Origin of the sequence: Nonomuraea marmarensis (assembly GCF_043197025.1) — a bacterium.
In the GTDB taxonomy this organism is placed as follows: domain Bacteria; phylum Actinomycetota; class Actinomycetes; order Streptosporangiales; family Streptosporangiaceae; genus Nonomuraea; species Nonomuraea marmarensis.
This window is the reverse complement of the sequence record NZ_JBICRM010000014.1, coordinates 49,844-66,904: the sequence shown is the minus strand read 5'-3', so window position 1 is coordinate 66,904 and position 17,061 is coordinate 49,844. Positions and strand designations below refer to the sequence as shown.

Annotated in this window: 17 protein-coding genes; 6 read left to right on the top strand and 11 right to left on the bottom strand. The window is 69.8% G+C overall.

Annotated elements, in window-relative coordinates:
* Positions 1–18: 18 nt before the first annotated feature.
* Together ACFLIM_RS23505 and ACFLIM_RS23500 are read right to left on the bottom strand one after the other, a co-directional pair.
* A complete protein-coding gene (locus ACFLIM_RS23505; protein ID WP_393168774.1) occupies positions 19–1,044 on the bottom strand; it encodes a LacI family DNA-binding transcriptional regulator in 1,026 nt (341 codons plus the stop codon).
* Positions 1,041–1,208 (bottom strand): hypothetical protein, encoded by a 168-nt coding sequence (locus ACFLIM_RS23500; protein WP_393168772.1) that lies wholly within the window; start codon positions 1,206–1,208, stop codon positions 1,041–1,043. Before ACFLIM_RS23500 ends, ACFLIM_RS23505 begins: the two co-directional genes overlap by 4 nt.
* 252 nt (positions 1,209–1,460) lie before the next feature.
* On the opposite strand from ACFLIM_RS23500, the gene ACFLIM_RS23495 reads away from it, so the two are divergent.
* Positions 1,461–2,747, top strand: coding sequence for an ABC transporter ATP-binding protein (locus ACFLIM_RS23495; RefSeq protein ID WP_393168771.1), 1,287 nt, complete (start codon positions 1,461–1,463; stop codon positions 2,745–2,747).
* A 58-nt stretch (positions 2,748–2,805) separates the two neighbouring features.
* Here ACFLIM_RS23495 and ACFLIM_RS23490 read toward each other — a convergent pair whose 3' ends face one another.
* From ACFLIM_RS23490 to ACFLIM_RS23480, 3 genes are all read right to left on the bottom strand, one after another.
* The gene (locus ACFLIM_RS23490; protein WP_393168769.1) at positions 2,806–3,993 is read right to left on the bottom strand and encodes a hypothetical protein; all 1,188 of its coding nucleotides are present in this window, start codon (positions 3,991–3,993) and stop codon (positions 2,806–2,808) included.
* Positions 3,994–4,419: 426 nt separating this feature from the next.
* Positions 4,420–5,724: an acyltransferase family protein gene (locus ACFLIM_RS23485; RefSeq protein WP_393168767.1), complete on the bottom strand. Its 1,305-nt coding sequence runs from the start codon at positions 5,722–5,724 to the stop codon at positions 4,420–4,422.
* Positions 5,725–5,891: 167 nt separating this feature from the next.
* Positions 5,892–7,079 carry a cation diffusion facilitator family transporter gene (locus ACFLIM_RS23480; RefSeq protein WP_393168766.1) on the bottom strand — a complete coding sequence of 396 codons (1,188 nt, stop codon included), beginning with the start codon at positions 7,077–7,079 and terminating at the stop codon, positions 5,892–5,894.
* Between the two features lie 50 nt (positions 7,080–7,129).
* Here ACFLIM_RS23480 and ACFLIM_RS23475 point away from each other — a divergent pair, with 50 nt between their 5' ends.
* Positions 7,130–7,486 (top strand): ArsR/SmtB family transcription factor, encoded by a 357-nt coding sequence (locus tag ACFLIM_RS23475; RefSeq protein ID WP_393168765.1) that lies wholly within the window; start codon positions 7,130–7,132, stop codon positions 7,484–7,486.
* A gap of 22 nt (positions 7,487–7,508) precedes the next feature.
* Here the strand turns inward: ACFLIM_RS23475 and ACFLIM_RS23470 are convergent, their stop codons facing one another.
* The 3 genes from ACFLIM_RS23470 to ACFLIM_RS23460 form a co-directional block, all read right to left on the bottom strand.
* Entirely contained in the window at positions 7,509–8,672 is a 1,164-nt protein-coding gene (locus ACFLIM_RS23470; protein WP_393168763.1) for an acyl-CoA dehydrogenase family protein, read from the bottom strand.
* A gap of 14 nt (positions 8,673–8,686) precedes the next feature.
* Entirely contained in the window at positions 8,687–9,199 is a 513-nt protein-coding gene (locus tag ACFLIM_RS23465; protein WP_393168761.1) for a MaoC family dehydratase, read from the bottom strand.
* Between the two features lie 76 nt (positions 9,200–9,275).
* Positions 9,276–9,908 (bottom strand): ACT domain-containing protein, encoded by a 633-nt coding sequence (locus tag ACFLIM_RS23460; protein ID WP_393168759.1) that lies wholly within the window; start codon positions 9,906–9,908, stop codon positions 9,276–9,278.
* A 259-nt stretch (positions 9,909–10,167) separates the two neighbouring features.
* Between ACFLIM_RS23460 and ACFLIM_RS23455 the strand changes: the two genes are divergently transcribed.
* Both ACFLIM_RS23455 and ACFLIM_RS23450 read left to right on the top strand, forming a co-directional pair.
* A complete protein-coding gene (locus tag ACFLIM_RS23455; protein WP_393168757.1) occupies positions 10,168–10,371 on the top strand; it encodes a hypothetical protein in 204 nt (67 codons plus the stop codon).
* Positions 10,364–11,524 (top strand): thiolase family protein, encoded by a 1,161-nt coding sequence (locus tag ACFLIM_RS23450; protein WP_393168755.1) that lies wholly within the window; start codon positions 10,364–10,366, stop codon positions 11,522–11,524. Before ACFLIM_RS23455 ends, ACFLIM_RS23450 begins: the two co-directional genes overlap by 8 nt.
* Positions 11,525–11,539: 15 nt before the next feature.
* Here ACFLIM_RS23450 and ACFLIM_RS23445 read toward each other — a convergent pair whose 3' ends face one another.
* The 3 genes from ACFLIM_RS23445 to ACFLIM_RS23435 all read right to left on the bottom strand — a co-directional run bounded on the left by ACFLIM_RS23445 (position 11,540) and on the right by ACFLIM_RS23435 (position 13,706).
* Complete coding sequence (locus ACFLIM_RS23445) at positions 11,540–11,944, bottom strand: VOC family protein (RefSeq protein WP_393168753.1); 405 nt, start codon at positions 11,942–11,944, stop codon at positions 11,540–11,542.
* A 29-nt stretch (positions 11,945–11,973) separates the two neighbouring features.
* On the bottom strand, positions 11,974–12,306 hold the full coding sequence (locus tag ACFLIM_RS23440) for a hypothetical protein (protein ID WP_393168751.1): 333 nt from the start codon (positions 12,304–12,306) through the stop codon (positions 11,974–11,976).
* Positions 12,307–12,455: 149 nt separating this feature from the next.
* Positions 12,456–13,706 (bottom strand): NosD domain-containing protein, encoded by a 1,251-nt coding sequence (locus ACFLIM_RS23435; RefSeq protein WP_393168749.1) that lies wholly within the window; start codon positions 13,704–13,706, stop codon positions 12,456–12,458.
* 456 nt (positions 13,707–14,162) lie between these two features.
* Between ACFLIM_RS23435 and ACFLIM_RS23430 the strand changes: the two genes are divergently transcribed.
* Positions 14,163–15,656 (top strand): glycoside hydrolase family 13 protein, encoded by a 1,494-nt coding sequence (locus ACFLIM_RS23430; protein WP_393168747.1) that lies wholly within the window; start codon positions 14,163–14,165, stop codon positions 15,654–15,656.
* Positions 15,657–15,720: 64 nt separating this feature from the next.
* Entirely contained in the window at positions 15,721–17,061 is a 1,341-nt protein-coding gene (locus ACFLIM_RS23425; RefSeq protein ID WP_393168745.1) for a sensor histidine kinase, read from the top strand.

Genomic DNA, 17,061 nt, shown 5'->3' with positions numbered 1-17,061 from the left:
CCAGGCGACGGCACTCCCTCACCGGTTTACCAGGGGGCCGGAGCCGGTGGAGCCGCGGACGACGAGCTCCGGTTGGAAGATCAGCTCGACGTGCTTGGCGGGGGCACCGTTGACCTCTTCGAGCAGCGTCTGCACGGCGGCCGACGCCATCGCGCCGATCGGCTTGCGCACGGTGGTCAGGGGCGGATCGGTGAACGCGATCAGCGGCGAGTCATCGAATCCGACCACGGACACCTCTCCCGGCACGGACATCGCCCTCTCCCTGCAGGCGCGGATCGCGCCCAGCGCCATCAGGTCGCTCGCGCACACGATGCCGGTGCAGCCGCGGGCGAGCAGTTGCGCGGCGGCGGCCTGCCCGCCCTCGACGGAGAACAGCGAGTGCGAGATCAGCTCGTCCACGTCCGTCGCGCCGAGCAGTTGCGCCATGGCCTGCTTGAAGCCCTCGATCTTCCTGATCACCGGCACGAACCTGCGCGGCCCCAGCGCGATCCCGATCCGCTCGTGGCCGAGGTCGACCAGGTGCTGCACGGACAACCGCGCGGCCAGCCGGTCGTCGGGCGAGATGAACGGGGCGTCGATGTGCTCGCTGTAGCCGTCGACCAGCACGATGGGCAACCCGCGGTCGGTCAGGCGGGTGTAGCGGTCCATGCGCGCGGTCGTGTCGGCGTGCAGGCCCGACACGAACACGATGCCGCTCACCCCCCGATCGACGAGCAACTCGGTGAACTCGTCCTCGGGCGCGCCGCCGGGGAGCTGGGTGCACAACACGGGGGTGTAGCCGTGCTGCGTCAGCGCCTTCTCAATGGCCTGCGCGAACGCGGGGAAGATCGGGTTGTCCAGCTCCGGCGTCACCAGGCCGACCAGCCCGTTGCTGCGTTGCCGCAACCGCGGCGGGCGCTCGTAGCCCATGAGGTCGAGCGCGGTCATCACCGACTGGCGGGTGGCGGCCGAGACACCGGGTTTGCCGTTGAGGACCCGGCTGACCGTGGCCTCACTCACCCCGGCCTGGGCGGCGATGTCGGCTAGGCGAGCGTGACCGTTCATGCCACACACTGTACTTTCCACCAGGCCGCCGAAGCCGCTGCTCCAGGGACATCGACGCCCGGCTCGGCCAGGTACGCCAGGCGATCGCGAACGCCGATCAGGTCGCCTACGCGGTCACCGTCGCCGCCGGCGAAGCCGCGCACGCAGACCTGGTAGATCGCCACACCTGTCACCATGCGGTCATAGCTTTCCCCGAACGCCCGGGACGATGAAAAGCTCTTTCCGCAACTTTACGCAAGCTCTTCCACCAATTCGCATATCCGGAAATTTCGGTGTACGGACACCCAAAACCCCCGACCGAAACGCCCGCCAAAAGAGATTCTTTATGTCAAGGGTGGACATGTAGCGTTAAGGCGCGATGTACTACCTCTTCTATCAGCCTCGTCACAGGTGAAACGCGCGCAAGGTGTGGGCCCATGAGCTCGGTCGTTCTCGACAAAGTGTCCAAGGTGTATCCGGGCGACCACCTCGCCGTCGACCGGCTGAGCCTGCGGGCGGATGACGGCGAGTTCCTCGTCCTCCTTGGCCCTTCCGGATGTGGCAAGTCAACACTGCTCCGCATGATAGCGGGCTTGGAGGAGATCACCGAGGGAGACCTCTGGCTCGACGGCCAGATGGCCAACCACCTGGCCCCCCGCGACCGCGACGTCGCCATGGTGTTCCAGAACGGCGCGCTCTACCCGCACAGGACCGTACGCGGGAACATCGCCTTCCCCCTGGAGATCGCCAAGTCGGACCCGTCGATGGTGCGCGAGCGCGTCACCGAGTTGTCCAAGGCGCTGCACATCGACGAGACGCTGGACCGCCGCCCCGGCACGCTCTCCGGCGGCCAGCGGCAGCGAGTCGCGATGGGGCGGGCGATCGTCCGGCAGCCCAAGTTGTTCCTCATGGACGAGCCGTTATCCAATCTGGACGCCGGGATGCGGACCGAGCTGCGCATGGAGATCTCGGCCCTGGTCAGGTCGCTCGGCGTCACCACGATCTACGTGACGCACGACCAGGTCGAGGCCCTGACCTTGGCCGACAGGATCGCCATCCTGAATCGCGGGGTCCTGCAGGACGTCGGCACTCCGGCCCAGATTTACAACGATCCAGCGACGGCGTTCGTGGCGGCCTTCCTCAACTCGCAGCAGTTGAACTTGTTGGCGGCCCAGGTCAGGACCCCTCAGAACCAGTACGTGCAGCTCGACTTCGGCCCGCATCGGCTCACGCTGCCGTGGAGCGATCCCAGGGCGTACGCGATCTCGCAGCACACGGGCGGGCACGTCCTGGTGGGTCTGCGGCCTGACGGGCTGGCGCCGGTGCCGGAGTCGTACGAGGGGGCGGCGTTCTACGGGCGGGTGCGGGCGCTGGAATACCACGGGCACGAGTGGCTGGCGTACATGGAGTGCGGGATGCCCGCCGTACCGGTGCCGGAGCCGCCGGACCCGCGCGGGCGGGTCAACGGGGAGAAGAACGGGTCGGGGAAGCTGTCGGGGCTGGTGCGGCGGATGTTCTCCGGCCCGCATCGGGAGGAGCGGCAGGAGCAGGAGCAGGTGGGGCAGCACCCGAACAGCGGTATCCACCGCCGCTCGGACCTGATCATCCGCCTCGGCAACCGTCCCGTCTGGCGCGCCGGAGACGCCGCCAAGGTGGCGGTGGATCTTTCCCGACTGATGATCTTCACCCTCGACGGCGCCCGCATCGACCCACCCCGCCGCTAAAAAATCTTCTTTTTGTACGGCAAGCACGGGTCGGCCGTCCGCCTGAAGGTGCCGGTGGTCAGGGGGCAGTGGTCCAGCGGGGGCCGTCCGGGGTGTCGTCCACTACGACGCCGCCCGCCAGCATCGCCGCGCGCAACGCGTCCGCCGCCTCGTACCGGCCCTCGTCCCGCAACTCCCCCCGGAGCGCGAGCAGCGGCTCGACCAGGGAGGTCAGGCTCTGCGAGCGCAGGCCGGCCGTCGCGGCCTGCTCGCCGAGCCGGGCGATCAGCAGCCGCATCAGCTCCCTCGCCTGCTCGACCCCACCCGAGTCCTCCTCCGTGTCCGCGGCCCACTTGACGAGCTCCGCTTCCAGGTCGAGCACCGTCTGCGCGGCCGCCACCATGTCCGGCTTGGCCGCCGCGGCTTTGAACAGCTCCTCGCAGGAGTGAATCGTCTCCTCCAGGGTGACCTCGGCGGGTGCGGGCTCCGGCGGGGCCTGCGGGGGCGCGGCCGTGCCCGTGCCGCCTTCGGCCAGGCGGCGGATCTCGGCGAGGTCGGTGTGGGTGCCCGCGGGCAGGACCGTCAGCGAGCCGGGGCGGCGAACGGTCAGGCCGCCCCGGCCCGCCACCCGCACCGACTCGCTCTCCAGGTCGATGACCAGCGCCGTGTGCTCGTCGAGCCCGAGGACCGCCGTGTCGGGCGGCAACTCCCGCTCCATGCGCGACAGGCGGCGCTCGCCGAGGTAGCAGTAGCGGGTGTCGTGGGTGCCGCCCTCGGCGTTGTCGAAATGCGGGATCAGCACGGCCTGCAGGCCGAGCGGCTCCAGCAGGTCGATGCCCTCGCGCCAATGGGGGTCGGCGCCCACCTTGTAGATCTCGTAGACGGGCACGGTGGCCAGCCCCGCCGTGCAGGCCGCCGCCGAGGCCAGCACCGTCACCCCCGCACGTGCGCGAACCCGGGCCCGCAGGTCGCCCGCCACGCCCGAGCCGGCCCACCGGTCCAGCGCGTAGGTGGGGCTGCCGGGACCCGAGAACACCCAGTCGGCGCCCGTGATCCCGGCCGCCACCTCGACATCCAGGCCGACGCTGCGGGCGAAGTATCGGCAGGCGCGGGCGGAGATGTCGGCCCGGTTTTCCTGGAAGGCGTAGGGAGTGTCGAGCAGCACCGCCCGCGCCCCCGCGCGCAGCGTCCGTGCCGCGGCGCGGTGGATCTCGACCATGGTCGGGCTCGTCTCGCCCGACCCCATCAGCACCAGCAAACCGGGCATGGCTGTCGGCCTCTCTCTCGCACGCCATCGACTACAGCCTGGCCCGCCGCGCTGTTCAAGAGCGGAAGACGATATGCGTATGGGACGCACCTGCATATGATTGGCAGTAAGTAGTTGGCGGTGACGGGAAGACACGTGGTCTCGGTTGAGACGCTCATGCTACGGGTGGGCACCGACAATCGCTGGTCGTACCGGCATGCCATTACCCAGCCGGGGCGTGGCGAAAGCCCGGACGAGGCCGCGCGGCGGCTCAGCGGGGTCGCGGCCGCGGACCAGCAGACGGTCGTGCACTCCACGAGCTGGCGATATGAGCCGGACGGGAAGATCGTACTGACTTATGTGGTGTGTCCTGATCCGTCGCCGTGGCTGCCCGCGGTCGAGGTGCCCGTGCTGGAGATCGCCCGCGGCGAGGCTCCCGCGACGCCGTCACCTGACCGCATCGCCCTGGCCAACGTGGTCGCGCACGCCGTCAGGCACCTGGCGTTCCTCATGGCCGAGGACCCCGTCGTGGCGCGGGCCCTCTCCCGCCATCCGGGGATCGCCCCGGCCCTGGAGCTTGCTCCGGTTTGAGATCCGGCGGCCCAGCGCCTGCATGGGCTTCTCGACGTAGCGGTAGGCGAGCGCGCTGACGGCCAGGATCACGGCCAGGGCCAGCGCGGCCATCGCGATCTGGTACGGCCGGTCCGCCCGCCGCAGGTCACCCGTGATCTGCACGAAGTACTTCAACAGCGGATGATGCACCAGATAGAGCGAATAGCTGACCAGCCCGAGCCAGACCAGCACCTTGGGCAGCCGCCGCCCGCGCAACGCCATCCCACCCGCGAACGTCGCTCCGGCCAGCGCGATCGTCGTGAGCCACACGTCCGCCCGCACCCACCACCAGCCACTCTCGATGGCCCACAGGGGTGCGACCGCGATCAGCGCCGTCGTGACCGCCACCGGCCAGAGCCGCCCGCCACCACGCTCCCACCGGTGGATCGCCGTGCCCGCGAACATCACCGCCAGCACCGCCGCCCCCAACCACGGCACCCGGCTGCTCAGCAGCAACAACGCCAGCGCCATCACCCCGAGCACGCAGGCCGAGACGGTACGCAGCCTCCCCCACACCACGCCCACCAGCCCGACCACGAACACCACGCAGGACGCGTACGCCGGCCACCCGCCCACCAGCACCGCCCCCGACACCACCAGCCCGACGACCACGGCCGCGGCCGCGAACGACATGGCCAACAACCCGCTGCGATCGTGCTTCCCGACCAGGAACAGCGCCGTGACCATCAGGTAGAACACCATCTCGTACGACAGCGTCCACATCGTGTCGGCCACCCCGCCGACGCTCACGACGTCGAGCAACATGGTCGCGTGCGCCGCCACCGCGCTCCCGTCCCGCGGCACCTCCCCGCGCACCGGCACCCACCAGGCCAGGGCCAGCACCAGGACGATCACGCTCAGGTAGAGGGGGTAGAGGCGGAAGATCCGGCTGACCCAGAACTTGCGCACGTCGCCGTGCCGCTCCAGGGAGGTGGGGATGATGTAGCCGCTGACCAGGAAGAACACCAAGATGCCGTAGACGCCCAGATTGAACCAGTACGGTCTCAGCTCCGGCAGAAACCACGGCAGGAGGTGCTCGGCCACCACCGCCATCGCGCCGATGCCCCGCAGGGCGTCCAGCCAGGCGAGCCTGGCGGCTTGGGCGGACTTGGGGGGCAGGGCCACGGCGGCTGGGGACACCCGCCCCAACATACCCGTATCGGGGCAGGTGATGCGGTGGGTCGCCGCGACCTGCTTGGGACCGCACATGGCTGCGGGCGCGCAACGACCAGGGGGCGACCGGACGCGCGATGAACGCCACGCACCCGGTGCGACGCACGGGAGGAAGGACGTGTGCCGCGGCGGAGTCAGGTGGGGCGGTGGGTGGCCAGGGTGGCGTGGTGGTCGGCGCCTGCTGGGCCGTGGGGGTCGGTGTGGACGGTGGCCGCTCTCAGGCGGGGCAGGTCGTGGATGAGCCGGTGCTCCGCCGCCACCGCCACTGCGTGTGCGTCGACCACTGACATGTCGTGATCTACCAGGATCTCGACCTCGGCGTGGAGGGCGTGGCCGATCCAGCGCAGGCGTACGGAGCCGACGCGGTGGACGCCTTCGACCGTGGTCAGGATGCGTTCGGCGGTGTCCACGAGGGTGGGGTCGACGGCGTCCATGAGGCGGTGATAGATCTCGCGGGCGGCGTCGCGCAGGACGAAGCAGATGGCGACCGTGATCAGGAGGCCGACGATCGGGTCGGCGATCGGGTAGCCGAGGGCGGCGCCCCCCGCGCCCAGGAGGACGGCCAGCGAGGTGAAGCCGTCCGTTCTGGCGTGCAGGCCGTCGGCCACCAGGGCGGCCGAGCCGATCTCCCTGCCCACCTTGATGCGGTACCGGGCCACCCACTCGTTTCCCAGGAAGCCGGCCACGGCCGCGGCGGCCACCCAGCCGACCGCCCGGATGTCCTGCGGGTCGAGCAGCCGCCGGACGGCCTCGTACCCGGCCAGGGCCGCCGAGGCGGCGATGAGCAGGACGATGACGATGCCCGCGAGGTCCTCGGCCCTGCCGTACCCGTAGGTGAAGCGGCGGGTGGCGGCGCGCCGGCCGAGTGAGAACGCGATCGCCAGCGGGACGGCGGTGAGGGCGTCCGCCAGGTTGTGCAGGGTGTCGCCGAGCAGCGCGACCGAGCCCGAGGCGGCGACGATCACCGCCTGGATGACGGTGGTGACCAGCAGGACGGCGAACGAGACGGCCAGCACGCGCATGCCGCGACTGCTGGATTCCAGGGCGGCATCGGTCTTGTCGGCGCTGTCGTGACTGTGGGGTGTGATGATGTGAAATATCCGGCCAAATGCGCCCTTGATGCCCCGATCATGCCCGTGACCGTGCTCACCGTGGCCGCCTTCGTGCTCATGTCCGCGCCCGTGACTGTGCACATGCCCGTGATCGTGCTCCTGTCCGTAACCCTGCCGGTGGTCCTCGCCGTTGACTCGGTCCTCGACGTGCCGGTGGGGCTGGGCGTGGCTGTGGTGGGGGGTCGGAGTGGGGTCCCGGCGGTCGGACATGGCATCCCCTCGCTTGCACAATTTATCCCTTTTCACCAGGATATGTAGTCATGTACGCAAGCGACAACGCCTCAAGTGCCAACCGATCGCAGGAGCAACCCACTCCCGCCCAGGTCAACGCGGCCGTTGACGCGTTTCGCCTGCTCAGCGACGGAACCCGGCTCAGGCTGATGTGGTTGTTGTCCTCCGATGAGCTGGATGTGAACTCACTTGCCGAGTCCATCGGCGCACCGCGCCCGTCCGTGTCGCAACATCTCGCCAAGCTCAGGCTGGCCGGGCTGGTGGACACACGCAGGGACGGGCGCCGCGTGCTGTATCGGGCGCGGGACTCGCATGTACGGGGGCTCATCGCCGAAGCCCTGTTCCACGCCGATCACGAGGTCTCGGGTCTGCCCCGTCACGACTGAGGCGTCAGTCCAAAGCCCGCCGTCACCAGCCGACCTTGCCCTTGCCCGAGATGAGCGCGCGGGCGATCACCATGCGCTGGACGTCGTTGGTGCCCTCCCCGATCGCCATCAGCGGCGCGTCCCGGTAGAGCCGTTCCACCACGAACTCCTGCGAATACCCGTATCCGCCGTGAATCCGCATCGACTCCAGCGAAGCCCGCAGCGCCACCTCCGACGCGAAGTACTTGGCCATGCCCGCCTCCATGTCCACCCGCTTGCCCCCGTCGGCCTGGGAGGCGGCCCAGTACGTGAGCAGCCGGGCGGCCTGGATCTCGGTGGCCAGGTCGGCGAGCTTGAGCTGGATGGCCTGGAAGTCGGCGATCGGCTGCCCGAAGGCCGTCCGTTCGCGGGCGTAGGCGAGCGCGGCGTCGTACGCGGCCTGGGCGACGCCGACGGCGCGGGCGGCGATGTTGATGCGGCCGATCTCCAGCCCCCCGAGCACCTGCTGCATGCCCCGCCCCTCGACGCCCCCGAGCAGGCCGGACACCGGCACGCGCACCCGGTCGAGCACCACCTCGCAGGTCTCCGTGCCCTTGTAGCCGAGCTTGGGCAGGTCGCGGCTGACGCTGAAACCAGGCGACGACGGATCCACCAGCAACACGGACATGCCCAGGTGAGCGGGCGAGGTGATCGAGGTCTTGACGAGGACGGGCAGCGGGTCGGCGTGGCGGGCGTTGGTGATCCACGTCTTGGTGCCGGTCACCACGTAGACGTCTCCGTCGCGTACCGCACGGGTCTGGATGCCCTGCAGGTCGGTGCCCGCACCGGGCTCGGTGAGCGCGATCGCGGTCCGGCGGGCGCCACTGGCCAGGTCCTCGAGGTAGAGGCTCTTCTGCTCGTCGGTGCCGTGGCGGGCGATCATCCAGCAGGCCAGCGAGTGGGACCCGATGGTGCCCGCCACGCCCATCCAGCCGCGTGCGATCTCCTCGAAGACCAGCGCGAACGACACCATGTCGGCCCCCATCCCGCCGTATTCCTCGGGCACCGACAGGCCGAACAGCCCCATCTGCTTCATCTTCTCGATGATCTCCGTGGGGTACCGGCCGGAGTGCTCCCACTCGGTGGCCACCGGCAGGATCTCCTTCTCCACGAACGCGCGCAGGGTCTCCCTGAAGGCCCTCTGCTCGGGAGTCAGCTCGAAGTCCATGCGCCTCAAATCCTTCAGAGTGGACCGGTCTTGGCCTGCGGGAAGTAGCCCTTGTCGTGCGGGGCGTCGCGTTTGTAGACCATGACGGTCCTGGTCCACGACATGATCTCGTCGCCGTCCTGGTTGAGCCCGCGGGTGTAGGAGGTGACGATGCCCGCGTACGGGCGCGACTTCGACTCGCGTTTGGCGGTCACCTTCGACTCGGCGTAGAGGGTGTCGCCCACGTACACCGGGTGGGTGAGCTTGATGTCCTCCCAGCCGAGGTTCACGATCGCGGTCTGGCTCACGTCGATCACCGACAGGCCGAGCACGATGGCCACGGTCAGCCCCGAGTTCACGATGATCTTCCCGGTGGGCGACTTGGCGGCGAAGTGGGCGTTGAAGTGGTTCTGGTTGGTGTTCATGGTCAGGAGGGTGAACCACGTGTTGTCGGCCTCGCTGATCGTGCGGCCCATGGGGTGCTGGTAGACGTCCCCGACCGTGAAGTCCTCGTAGTAGCGGCCGATGCTGGGCTCGTGAACGGTCACAAGCGGCTCCTGTTCACAACGATCAGGCCGCCCACGTTAATCGTCTGACATTTTCCCGGTCAATCCGGCTTCCCGGTCAATCAGGCTTCCTGGTCACTCCGGCGCGAGCGGCCAGCTTCGCGACCACGGCGACGATCCGGGCGGCACGTTCCAGCTCGGCGCGGTGGAACATGGGCCCCTCCTCCTCACGCGCGACGACCACGTGCAGCCCCTGCGCCACCACCGGCAGCAACATCAGCCGCCGCTTGTCGGAGTCCATGGTGGCGGCCCGCGGCGGCGGCTCGGGCAGGAAGAACTCGGCCGGCGCGGCCAGCGAGGCGTGCCGGATCGCGCCGTCGGCCAGCGTCAGCGCCAGCGACCACTCCGCGCCGCACAGCGCCGGCAGGGCGTCCACCAGCGTGGCGAATCCCCGGGCCGGCTCGGCCGCGACGTGCATGAGCAGGTCGTAGTCCGGCGCCGAGCCCGGCACCTCCTTGGTGGCCCAGACCCCCTCGACGCGTACGCCGGGCATGGCGGACAGCCGCTCGCGAGCCTCGGAGGCGGTCACCGGGCCGGGCCAGGAGACGGTGAAGTCGTCCACGGCCCGTCCGGCCTCGCGTTCGAGCACGGTGACCTGCAGGATGTCTGCGCCAAGCGCTCCTAGAGCCTTGGCGACCTGGCCCAGGCCGCCCGGCCGGTCCGGCAGCGACACCCTCAGTCGCAGCAGCATTGCCGCCCCCTTTCAGAGGCTCTACACAGTGCCGTGGAAAGGTTTCGAGCATGTTCCACGGACATGTCGCACATGCTGCTTATATCCCAGGATGGAGCGTTAAGTCCGGATTGTCGAACATTGACGTGCCGGTCCTGAGCCGACGCCCTTTCCGCAGGTCAAGCGAACACATCCTGCTGGTATCGCCCCTCCGCCTCCAGCCCGGCCAGCCAGGCGGCGCCGTCCGCGCCGGTCCGCTCCCGGTGGACGGCCGAGCGACGTGCTGCACGCGTTCGTCACGGGGTTCATCTCCTTCGAGATCCAGGGGCACATGGCGGACGACCGCGAGGAGATCGACCGCAACTTCGACACGGCCATCCACCTGATCATCCACGGCCTGACGGGCTTAGCTTGCGTTGGAAAATCCAACCCACCTAGAGTGGGTTTGGTTTTCCAACTCCCAAGGAGGGGTCGCGATGCGTGACGCCGTCATCGTGCAGGCCGTACGCACGCCGATCGGCAGGGGCAAACCCGGCGGCGCCCTGTCCGGCATCCACCCGGTGGACCTGCTCGCGCATGCCCTGCGCGCCCTGATCGAGCGCAGCGGCGTGGACCCATCCCTGGTGGACGACGTGATCGGCGGCTGCGTCGACCAGGTCGGTGAGCAGGCCATGAACACCACCCGCTACGCCTGGCTCGCGGCCGGCTTCCCTGACTCGGTGCCCGCGGTCACGGTGGACCGGCAGTGCGGCTCGTCCCAGCAGGCCGTGCACTTCGCCGCGCAGGGCGTCTTGTCCGGCGCGTACGACCTGGTGGTGGCGTGCGGCGTGGAGTCGATGAGCCGCGTGCCCATGTGGTCGAACGTGCCCCCGGGTACCGACCCCTTCGGCCCCGCCCTGGCCGCGCGCTACCCGGACGGGCTCGTGCCGCAGGGCATCAGCGCCGAGCTGATCGCCGCCAAGTGGTCGCTCAGCCGCGAGCAGCTCGACACGTTCTCCGCCGCGTCCCACGCCAGGGCCGCCGCCGCGTCCTTCGCCGACGAGCTCGCGCCCCTCGCGGGGCTCGAAAGGGACGAGTCGGTACGGCCCGCCACCACGCCGGAGATCCTCGCCGGATTGAAGCCGTCCTTCGCCGACCCCGGCTACGCCGAGCGGTTCCCGCAGATCGCCTGGTCGGTCACCGCGGGCAACTCCAGCCCGATCAACGACGGGGCGGCCGCCGTGCTGATCACCACCTCGGAGACGGCCGCCCGGCTGGGCCTGCGGCCGCTGGCCCGCCTGCACAGCTTCGCCGTCACGGGCTCCGATCCGCTCCTCATGCTCACCGGCGTGATCCCGGCCACGGAGAAGGTGCTGCGGCGCGCCGGGCTGCGGCTGGCCGACATCGACCTGTTCGAGGTCAACGAGGCGTTCGCGAGCGTCGTACTCGCCTGGCTCCAGGAGACCGGGGCCGACCCCGCCAGGGTCAACGTGAAGGGCGGCGCCATCGCCCTCGGCCACCCCCTGGGCGCCAGCGGCGCCCGCATCACCACCACCCTCGTCCACGCCATGCGCGAGCGCGGCGCCCGCTACGCCCTGCAGACCATGTGCGAGGCCGGCGGCCTCGCCAACGCGCTCATCCTGGAGCACACCGCATGAAGCTCGCCGGCAGCGTCACTCGCCGGTGGGACGTTCCTGCAGGATCCACCCGTTCCCGTCGAGATCGCTGAAGAACACGAACGAGTTCCACCGCTCGCCCTTCCCCTCGGCCAGGCTGCCGTCCTTCTCGTAGTGCTTGACGACGCTGACCTCGACGCCCCGCCCGGCCAGCTCCGCCCGCGCGGCGTCGATGTCGGGCACCACGAGCTGCAGCCCCCGCACCGAGCCCGGGGGCGTGCCGGTGGCGGCGCCGATGACGACGGAGCAGGCGGACCCGGGCGGGGTCAGCTGCACGACCCGTACGTCGGGGCTGATCTGGGTGTCGTGGTCCACCACGAACCCGAGCTGCTCGCTGTAGAACTGCTTCGCCTTCTCCACGTCCGCCACCGGGATCGGAACCACTTCGAGCTTCCAGTCCACGATCTGTCTCCTCTCACTGTTCCGGCCTGTCACCCAGGCGTCGATCGACCGTCCCCCGAATCGACACCCGCCGCCTGCCAGACCGCCTCGAACGCCGCCTCGGTGATCTCGGTCAGCTCCCAGATCTCCAGCGGCTGGTCGGTGAGGAAACCGTGCTCGTCCTGGAGGTGCCGCCACCAGTAGCGGCGGGCGGCCCGATCACGCCCGACCTCGACCTGCCGGACCGCCCAGTGTTCTCCGTCGCCCTCCACGCTCTCGAACAACCATGCCCGCCCGTCCTCGTCGCCCAGGTGCCAGTAGTGGCGCGGAGCGTCGGACTCGGCGAGCTGCCGCACCAGCGGCTGTCGGAGATCTGGAAGCACACCGCTCACTCTAGAACGAGCACAGCCTGTGCATCGCGATCCCGACATTGATCCGGCAAAGCTCACTCACGTGGGCGCGGGCGGGATCGGGGGCAGGCTCGGAGTGCACGCGCAGGCGATCAGACGCCGCACCGATTCTCGCCAGAACGTCAGCGCTGGTACGCCCCCGCGTCCGGCGTGCCGGGCAGGGGCTTGCCGGCGATGTCCTTGCCGAGGGCCTTGCCGCCGTACCACGCGGGGGTGAGGGTGCGGCCGCGCCCGAGCGCGGGGGAGCCGGGGCGCAGGCGCAGGTCGGTGCGGGAGACGAACTTCGGGTCGGCCATGACCGACTTCGGCCCCAGCTTGAACTTGGCCTTACGGGCCTTGTACACGCTGGAGTCCTCGTCGGCGCCCTTGCCGTCCTCCCAGCCCGCCTCACCGCCGACGACGATCACGTTGTTGCGCAGCTTCAGGATCGACGGCGCGCAACCGTCGTGGCAGGACCAGCCGATGGTGTCCCTGGCCGGCAGGTAGACCGAGTTGTGCACGGCGACCGTGCCCTTGACGGGGCCGACGACGTGACGCGGGCCGCGGGTGATGAGGAAGGAGCCGCGGCTGCGGGAGGAGGTGACCACGTTGAAGGCGAAGACGTTGCCGGTGGCGGTCTTGCCCTTCTGGGCGCCGAGCTCGGTGAACGTCTCGTTGTTCCTGGAGGTGTTGTGGGTGACGCGGTTGCGGTCGCCGTTGAAGATCTCGACGGCGGCCCCGTCGGTGCCGTAGTCCTTGCTCTTGGCGAAGCTGCCGGTGATGGTGTTGCCGGTCACGAGGTTGTCGTCGCCGTTGAGGAGCACGCCGAAGGCGCCGGAGTCGTTGTCGCCGCCGTCGTCGTTGACGCTCATCCGGTTGTTGTCGGTCAGCACGCTGGCGCGGATGGTGTTGCGCGAGCCGGACGGCGTGACGAAGACGCCGGCGATGTTGCGGTCGGCCTGCACGCCGACCAGCTCGTTACCGTCGCCGCCGATCTCGAACCCGGACCAGCGGCAGCCGGAGGCGCGCAGGCCGCTGATGCGCCAGTGGTTGCCCTTGACCACCACACAGTCGGCGTCAGTGCCACTGATCTTGGCGAGGGGGCCGGTGCCGTACGGCTGGATGACGATGGGCTTGGCCGCGGTGCCGCTGGCCGTCAGGGTGAGTCCGCTGGTGAAGCTGCTGCCGCGCTTGAAGCTGACGGTGTCGCCCGGTTTGAGGTCGGCGGAGCCGACCTTGTCGAGCGACTTCCACGCCGTGGCCGCGCCGGTGCCCGCCGCCGCGTCATTCCCTGCCTTGGAGTCCACGTAGTACGTCGTGCCGGCCTGGGCCAGGGCCGCGGAGGGGACGGCAGGCAGGAGGGAGGCCATGACGGCTACGGAGAGCAACCTCATACGAGCACACCACTGTCCAGTTGGAGTCGGAGAATCGGCAGAGGCAACCGTAGCGTGATCAACGCGTGAGGCGCCAGACACGGAGCGAAGGTCCGTCGCCGGCCAGCACATCCCCGTCCTGCGCGACCCGTGTGACCTGCGGGTTAGAGCACGCTCGCGGTCCCGGTGGCCCGCGAAGCACATGCGGCTGAAGGCGTACACGCCGCCGCGCACGTTTCCGGGACTTAGCGGCTCATTGCAAGAATTGGAAGAACTTGCGAAAGAGGGTTACCTGATCCGGATCCGCCCGGACCACGCTGACCTCGTCGGCCCTCCTTCCACGACGTCAGAGTGAGATCCGCAACTTTCCGAAAGTTGCACTTGACCGTCGGCAACCATCGCGACATCCTGCACCAGAACATCAACCGACATCCAGGGCATCCGGGGCATCCGTCGGCATCCGGGGGAAGGACGACCATGCTCGGCAACGACGACTGGTGGCGTGACGCCGTCGTGTACCAGGTGTACCCCCGGAGCTTCGCCGACGCCGACGGTGACGGCGTCGGAGACCTCGTGGGCGTGCGCGACCGCCTGGGCTACCTCGCCGACCTGGGCGTGGACGCCATCTGGCTGAGCCCGTTCTACACCTCGCCGATGGCCGACGGCGGTTATGACGTGGCCGACTACCGCGACGTGGACCCGATGTTCGGCACGCTCGGCGACTTCGACGCGCTCGTCGCCGACGCCCACGGGCTGGGCATCCGGGTGATCGTGGACCTGGTGCCGAACCATTCCTCCGACCGCCATCCCTGGTTCCAGGCCGGGCTGCGCGACCGCTACATCTTCCGCGACCAGCCGAACGACTGGGAGTCGATCTTCGGCGGCCCCGCCTGGACGCAGGCCGAGGACGGGGAGTGGTACCTCCACCTGTTCGCCCCCGAGCAGCCGGACCTCAACTGGGACAACCCGGAGGTGCGCGCCGAGTTCCGCGACATCCTGCGCTTCTGGCTCGACCGGGGCGTGGACGGCTTCAGGATCGACGTGGCGCACGGCATGATCAAGGCCGAGGGGCTGCCGGACGTGGGCCCGAAGGACGGCCGCCAGGCCGAGATGCTGGGCGACGAGCAGCTCCCGTACTTCGACCAGGACGGGGTGCACGACATCTACCGCGAGTGGCGGCCGATCCTCGACTCCTATCCGGGCGGGCGCATGGCGGTGGCCGAGGCGTGGGTCTCCTCGCCGGAGCGGCTGGCCAGGTACGTCGGGCCGGACGAGCTGCACCAGGCGTTCAACTTCGAGTTCATGATGGCCGACTTCCACGCCAAGTCGTTCCGTACGGTGATCGAGAAGTCGCTCAAGGAGGCGGAACTGGTGGGCGCGCCCACCACGTGGGTGTTGTCGAACCACGACAAACCCCGCCACGTCACCCGCCACGGCGGCCTGGCCCGCGCCAGGGCGGCCACGCTGCTCATGCTGGCCCTGCCCGGCTCGGCCTACCTCTACAACGGCGAGGAGCTGGGCCTGCCCGAGGTGCTCGACCTGCCGGACGAGCTGCGCCAGGACCCGGCGTTCCGGCGCAGCGGCGAGAGCCGCGACGGCTGCCGGGTGCCGATCCCGTGGACGAGCTCCGACGGCTTCGGCTGGCGGGACCCGTGGCTGCCGATCCCCGCCTCGTGGGCGGCGCTGTCGGCCGAGGCCCAGGAGCACGACTCCGGCTCGACCCTGCGTCTCTACCGCGCCGCGCTGAAGCTGCGCAAGGAGCATCCGGCGCTCGGCGGCGGCACCCTGACGTGGCTCGACTCCCCCAAGGACGTGCTGGTCATCGAACGCGACCCCGGGCTGGTCGTGGCGCTCAACACGGGCGAGGAGCCGGTGCGCCTCGACCTGGCCGGCGAAGTCCTGCTGGCCAGCGGTCCGCTGGGCGACGACGGGGCGATCCCGGCGGACACCGCGGTCTGGCTCCAACGCTGACGGTTGGGGGAATCTTTCCCTTAACCCGACATATGGCGGCAATCACGCTCGGTAACCTCGTGGGGTGGCACGCTGGTGGGCCAGATCCCTGCGCGGGCGCGTGACCCTCATCGCGACGGCCGTAGCCGCCCTCGTGCTCATCCCCGTGTCCATCGCCGGGGTCGTGGTGGCCAAGTCGGTGGTCACGGCCAGCGTGGCCAAGGACACCAGGGACACGGCCGAGCGCATCGCGTACGAGATGCGCGGCGGCGCGCTGCCCATGGGCGCCGCCATCCCCGTGACCGATCCGTCGGTCGACATGATCCAGGTCGTCGGCACCAACGGGCGGATCCTCGCCACGAGCGACGCGGCCAGGAACATGCCGCCGCTCAGCGACGTGCGCCCCACGGCGAAGAACCGGGTGATCAGCACCACGAACTGCCTGCCGACCGAGTGCGTGCACCTGACGGCGGTCAGGGTGACCATGTTCGCCGACTCCCCTGTCGTCTACGCGGGCCGCAGCACACCGGACGTGCTCGCCAGCCGCTCCTTGGAAATCGTGGTGTTCTCCGAGGTCAGCGCGCTGATCGCGCTGACGGCGTGGGCCACGTGGCTGGTCACGGGGCGGGCGCTGCGGCCGGTGGCGACCATGCGGACCGAGCTGGACGAGGTGCACGCCGGCGACCTGAGCCGCCGCGTCTCACAGCCGGCGGGCGACGACGAGATCGCCCAGCTCGCCACGTCCGTCAACGCCACCCTGAGCCGGCTGGAACGTTCTGCGCTGCAGCAGCGCCAGTTCGCCTCCGACGCCTCGCACGAGCTGCGCACTCCGATCGCCGGGCTGCGCGCCCAGCTCGAGAGCGCCCAGCTCTACCCGGACGACACCGACGTCGAGGGCCTGGTGGACAGCGCGCTGCGGGACACCGACCGGCTGGAGGCCATCATCACGGACCTGCTCCTGCTGGCCAGGATCGGCTCCAAGGTGGACGTGGCCAGGGAGCCGGTGGACCTGGCCGACCTGGTGCTCCTGGAGCTCGCCATCCGCAACGACAAGCACCCCGTGTACCTGGATCTGTCCCCCGGGGTGATCGTCGAGGGCGTCCGGCTCCAGCTCGCCAGGGTGCTGACGAACCTGCTGGACAACGCCCAGCGGCACGCCGAGCACATGGTCCGCGTCACGGTCCGCAAAGAGGGCGGCACCGCGGTGCTGGCGGTCGAGAACGACGGCATGGAGATCGCGGCGCAGGACCGCGAGCGCATCTTCGAGCGCTTCACCCGCCTCGATGCCGCCCGCAGCCGGGACGCGGGCGGCACGGGCCTGGGCCTGGCCATCGCCAGGGACGTGGCGATGGCCCACCGCGGCCAGATCCGGGTCGAGGAGTGCAGGGGCGGCGCCCGATTCGTCCTGCGCCTGCCCGCCATCTAA

Excerpts from the sequence above, each read along its gene's own strand:
- ACFLIM_RS23505 (WP_393168774.1), bottom strand. The coding sequence starts at position 1,044 with ATGAACGGTCACGCTCGCCTAGCCGACATCGCCGCCCAGGCCGGGGTG.
- ACFLIM_RS23495 (WP_393168771.1), top strand. The coding sequence starts at position 1,461 with ATGAGCTCGGTCGTTCTCGACAAAGTGTCCAAGGTGTATCCGGGCGAC.
- ACFLIM_RS23490 (WP_393168769.1), bottom strand. The coding sequence starts at position 3,993 with ATGCCCGGTTTGCTGGTGCTGATGGGGTCGGGCGAGACGAGCCCGACC.
- ACFLIM_RS23480 (WP_393168766.1), bottom strand. The coding sequence starts at position 7,079 with ATGTCCGACCGCCGGGACCCCACTCCGACCCCCCACCACAGCCACGCC.
- ACFLIM_RS23475 (WP_393168765.1), top strand. The coding sequence starts at position 7,130 with ATGTACGCAAGCGACAACGCCTCAAGTGCCAACCGATCGCAGGAGCAA.
- ACFLIM_RS23470 (WP_393168763.1), bottom strand. The coding sequence starts at position 8,672 with ATGGACTTCGAGCTGACTCCCGAGCAGAGGGCCTTCAGGGAGACCCTG.
- ACFLIM_RS23460 (WP_393168759.1), bottom strand. The coding sequence starts at position 9,908 with ATGCTGCTGCGACTGAGGGTGTCGCTGCCGGACCGGCCGGGCGGCCTG.
- ACFLIM_RS23450 (WP_393168755.1), top strand. The coding sequence starts at position 10,364 with ATGCGTGACGCCGTCATCGTGCAGGCCGTACGCACGCCGATCGGCAGG.
- ACFLIM_RS23435 (WP_393168749.1), bottom strand. The coding sequence starts at position 13,706 with ATGAGGTTGCTCTCCGTAGCCGTCATGGCCTCCCTCCTGCCTGCCGTC.
- ACFLIM_RS23430 (WP_393168747.1), top strand. The coding sequence starts at position 14,163 with ATGCTCGGCAACGACGACTGGTGGCGTGACGCCGTCGTGTACCAGGTG.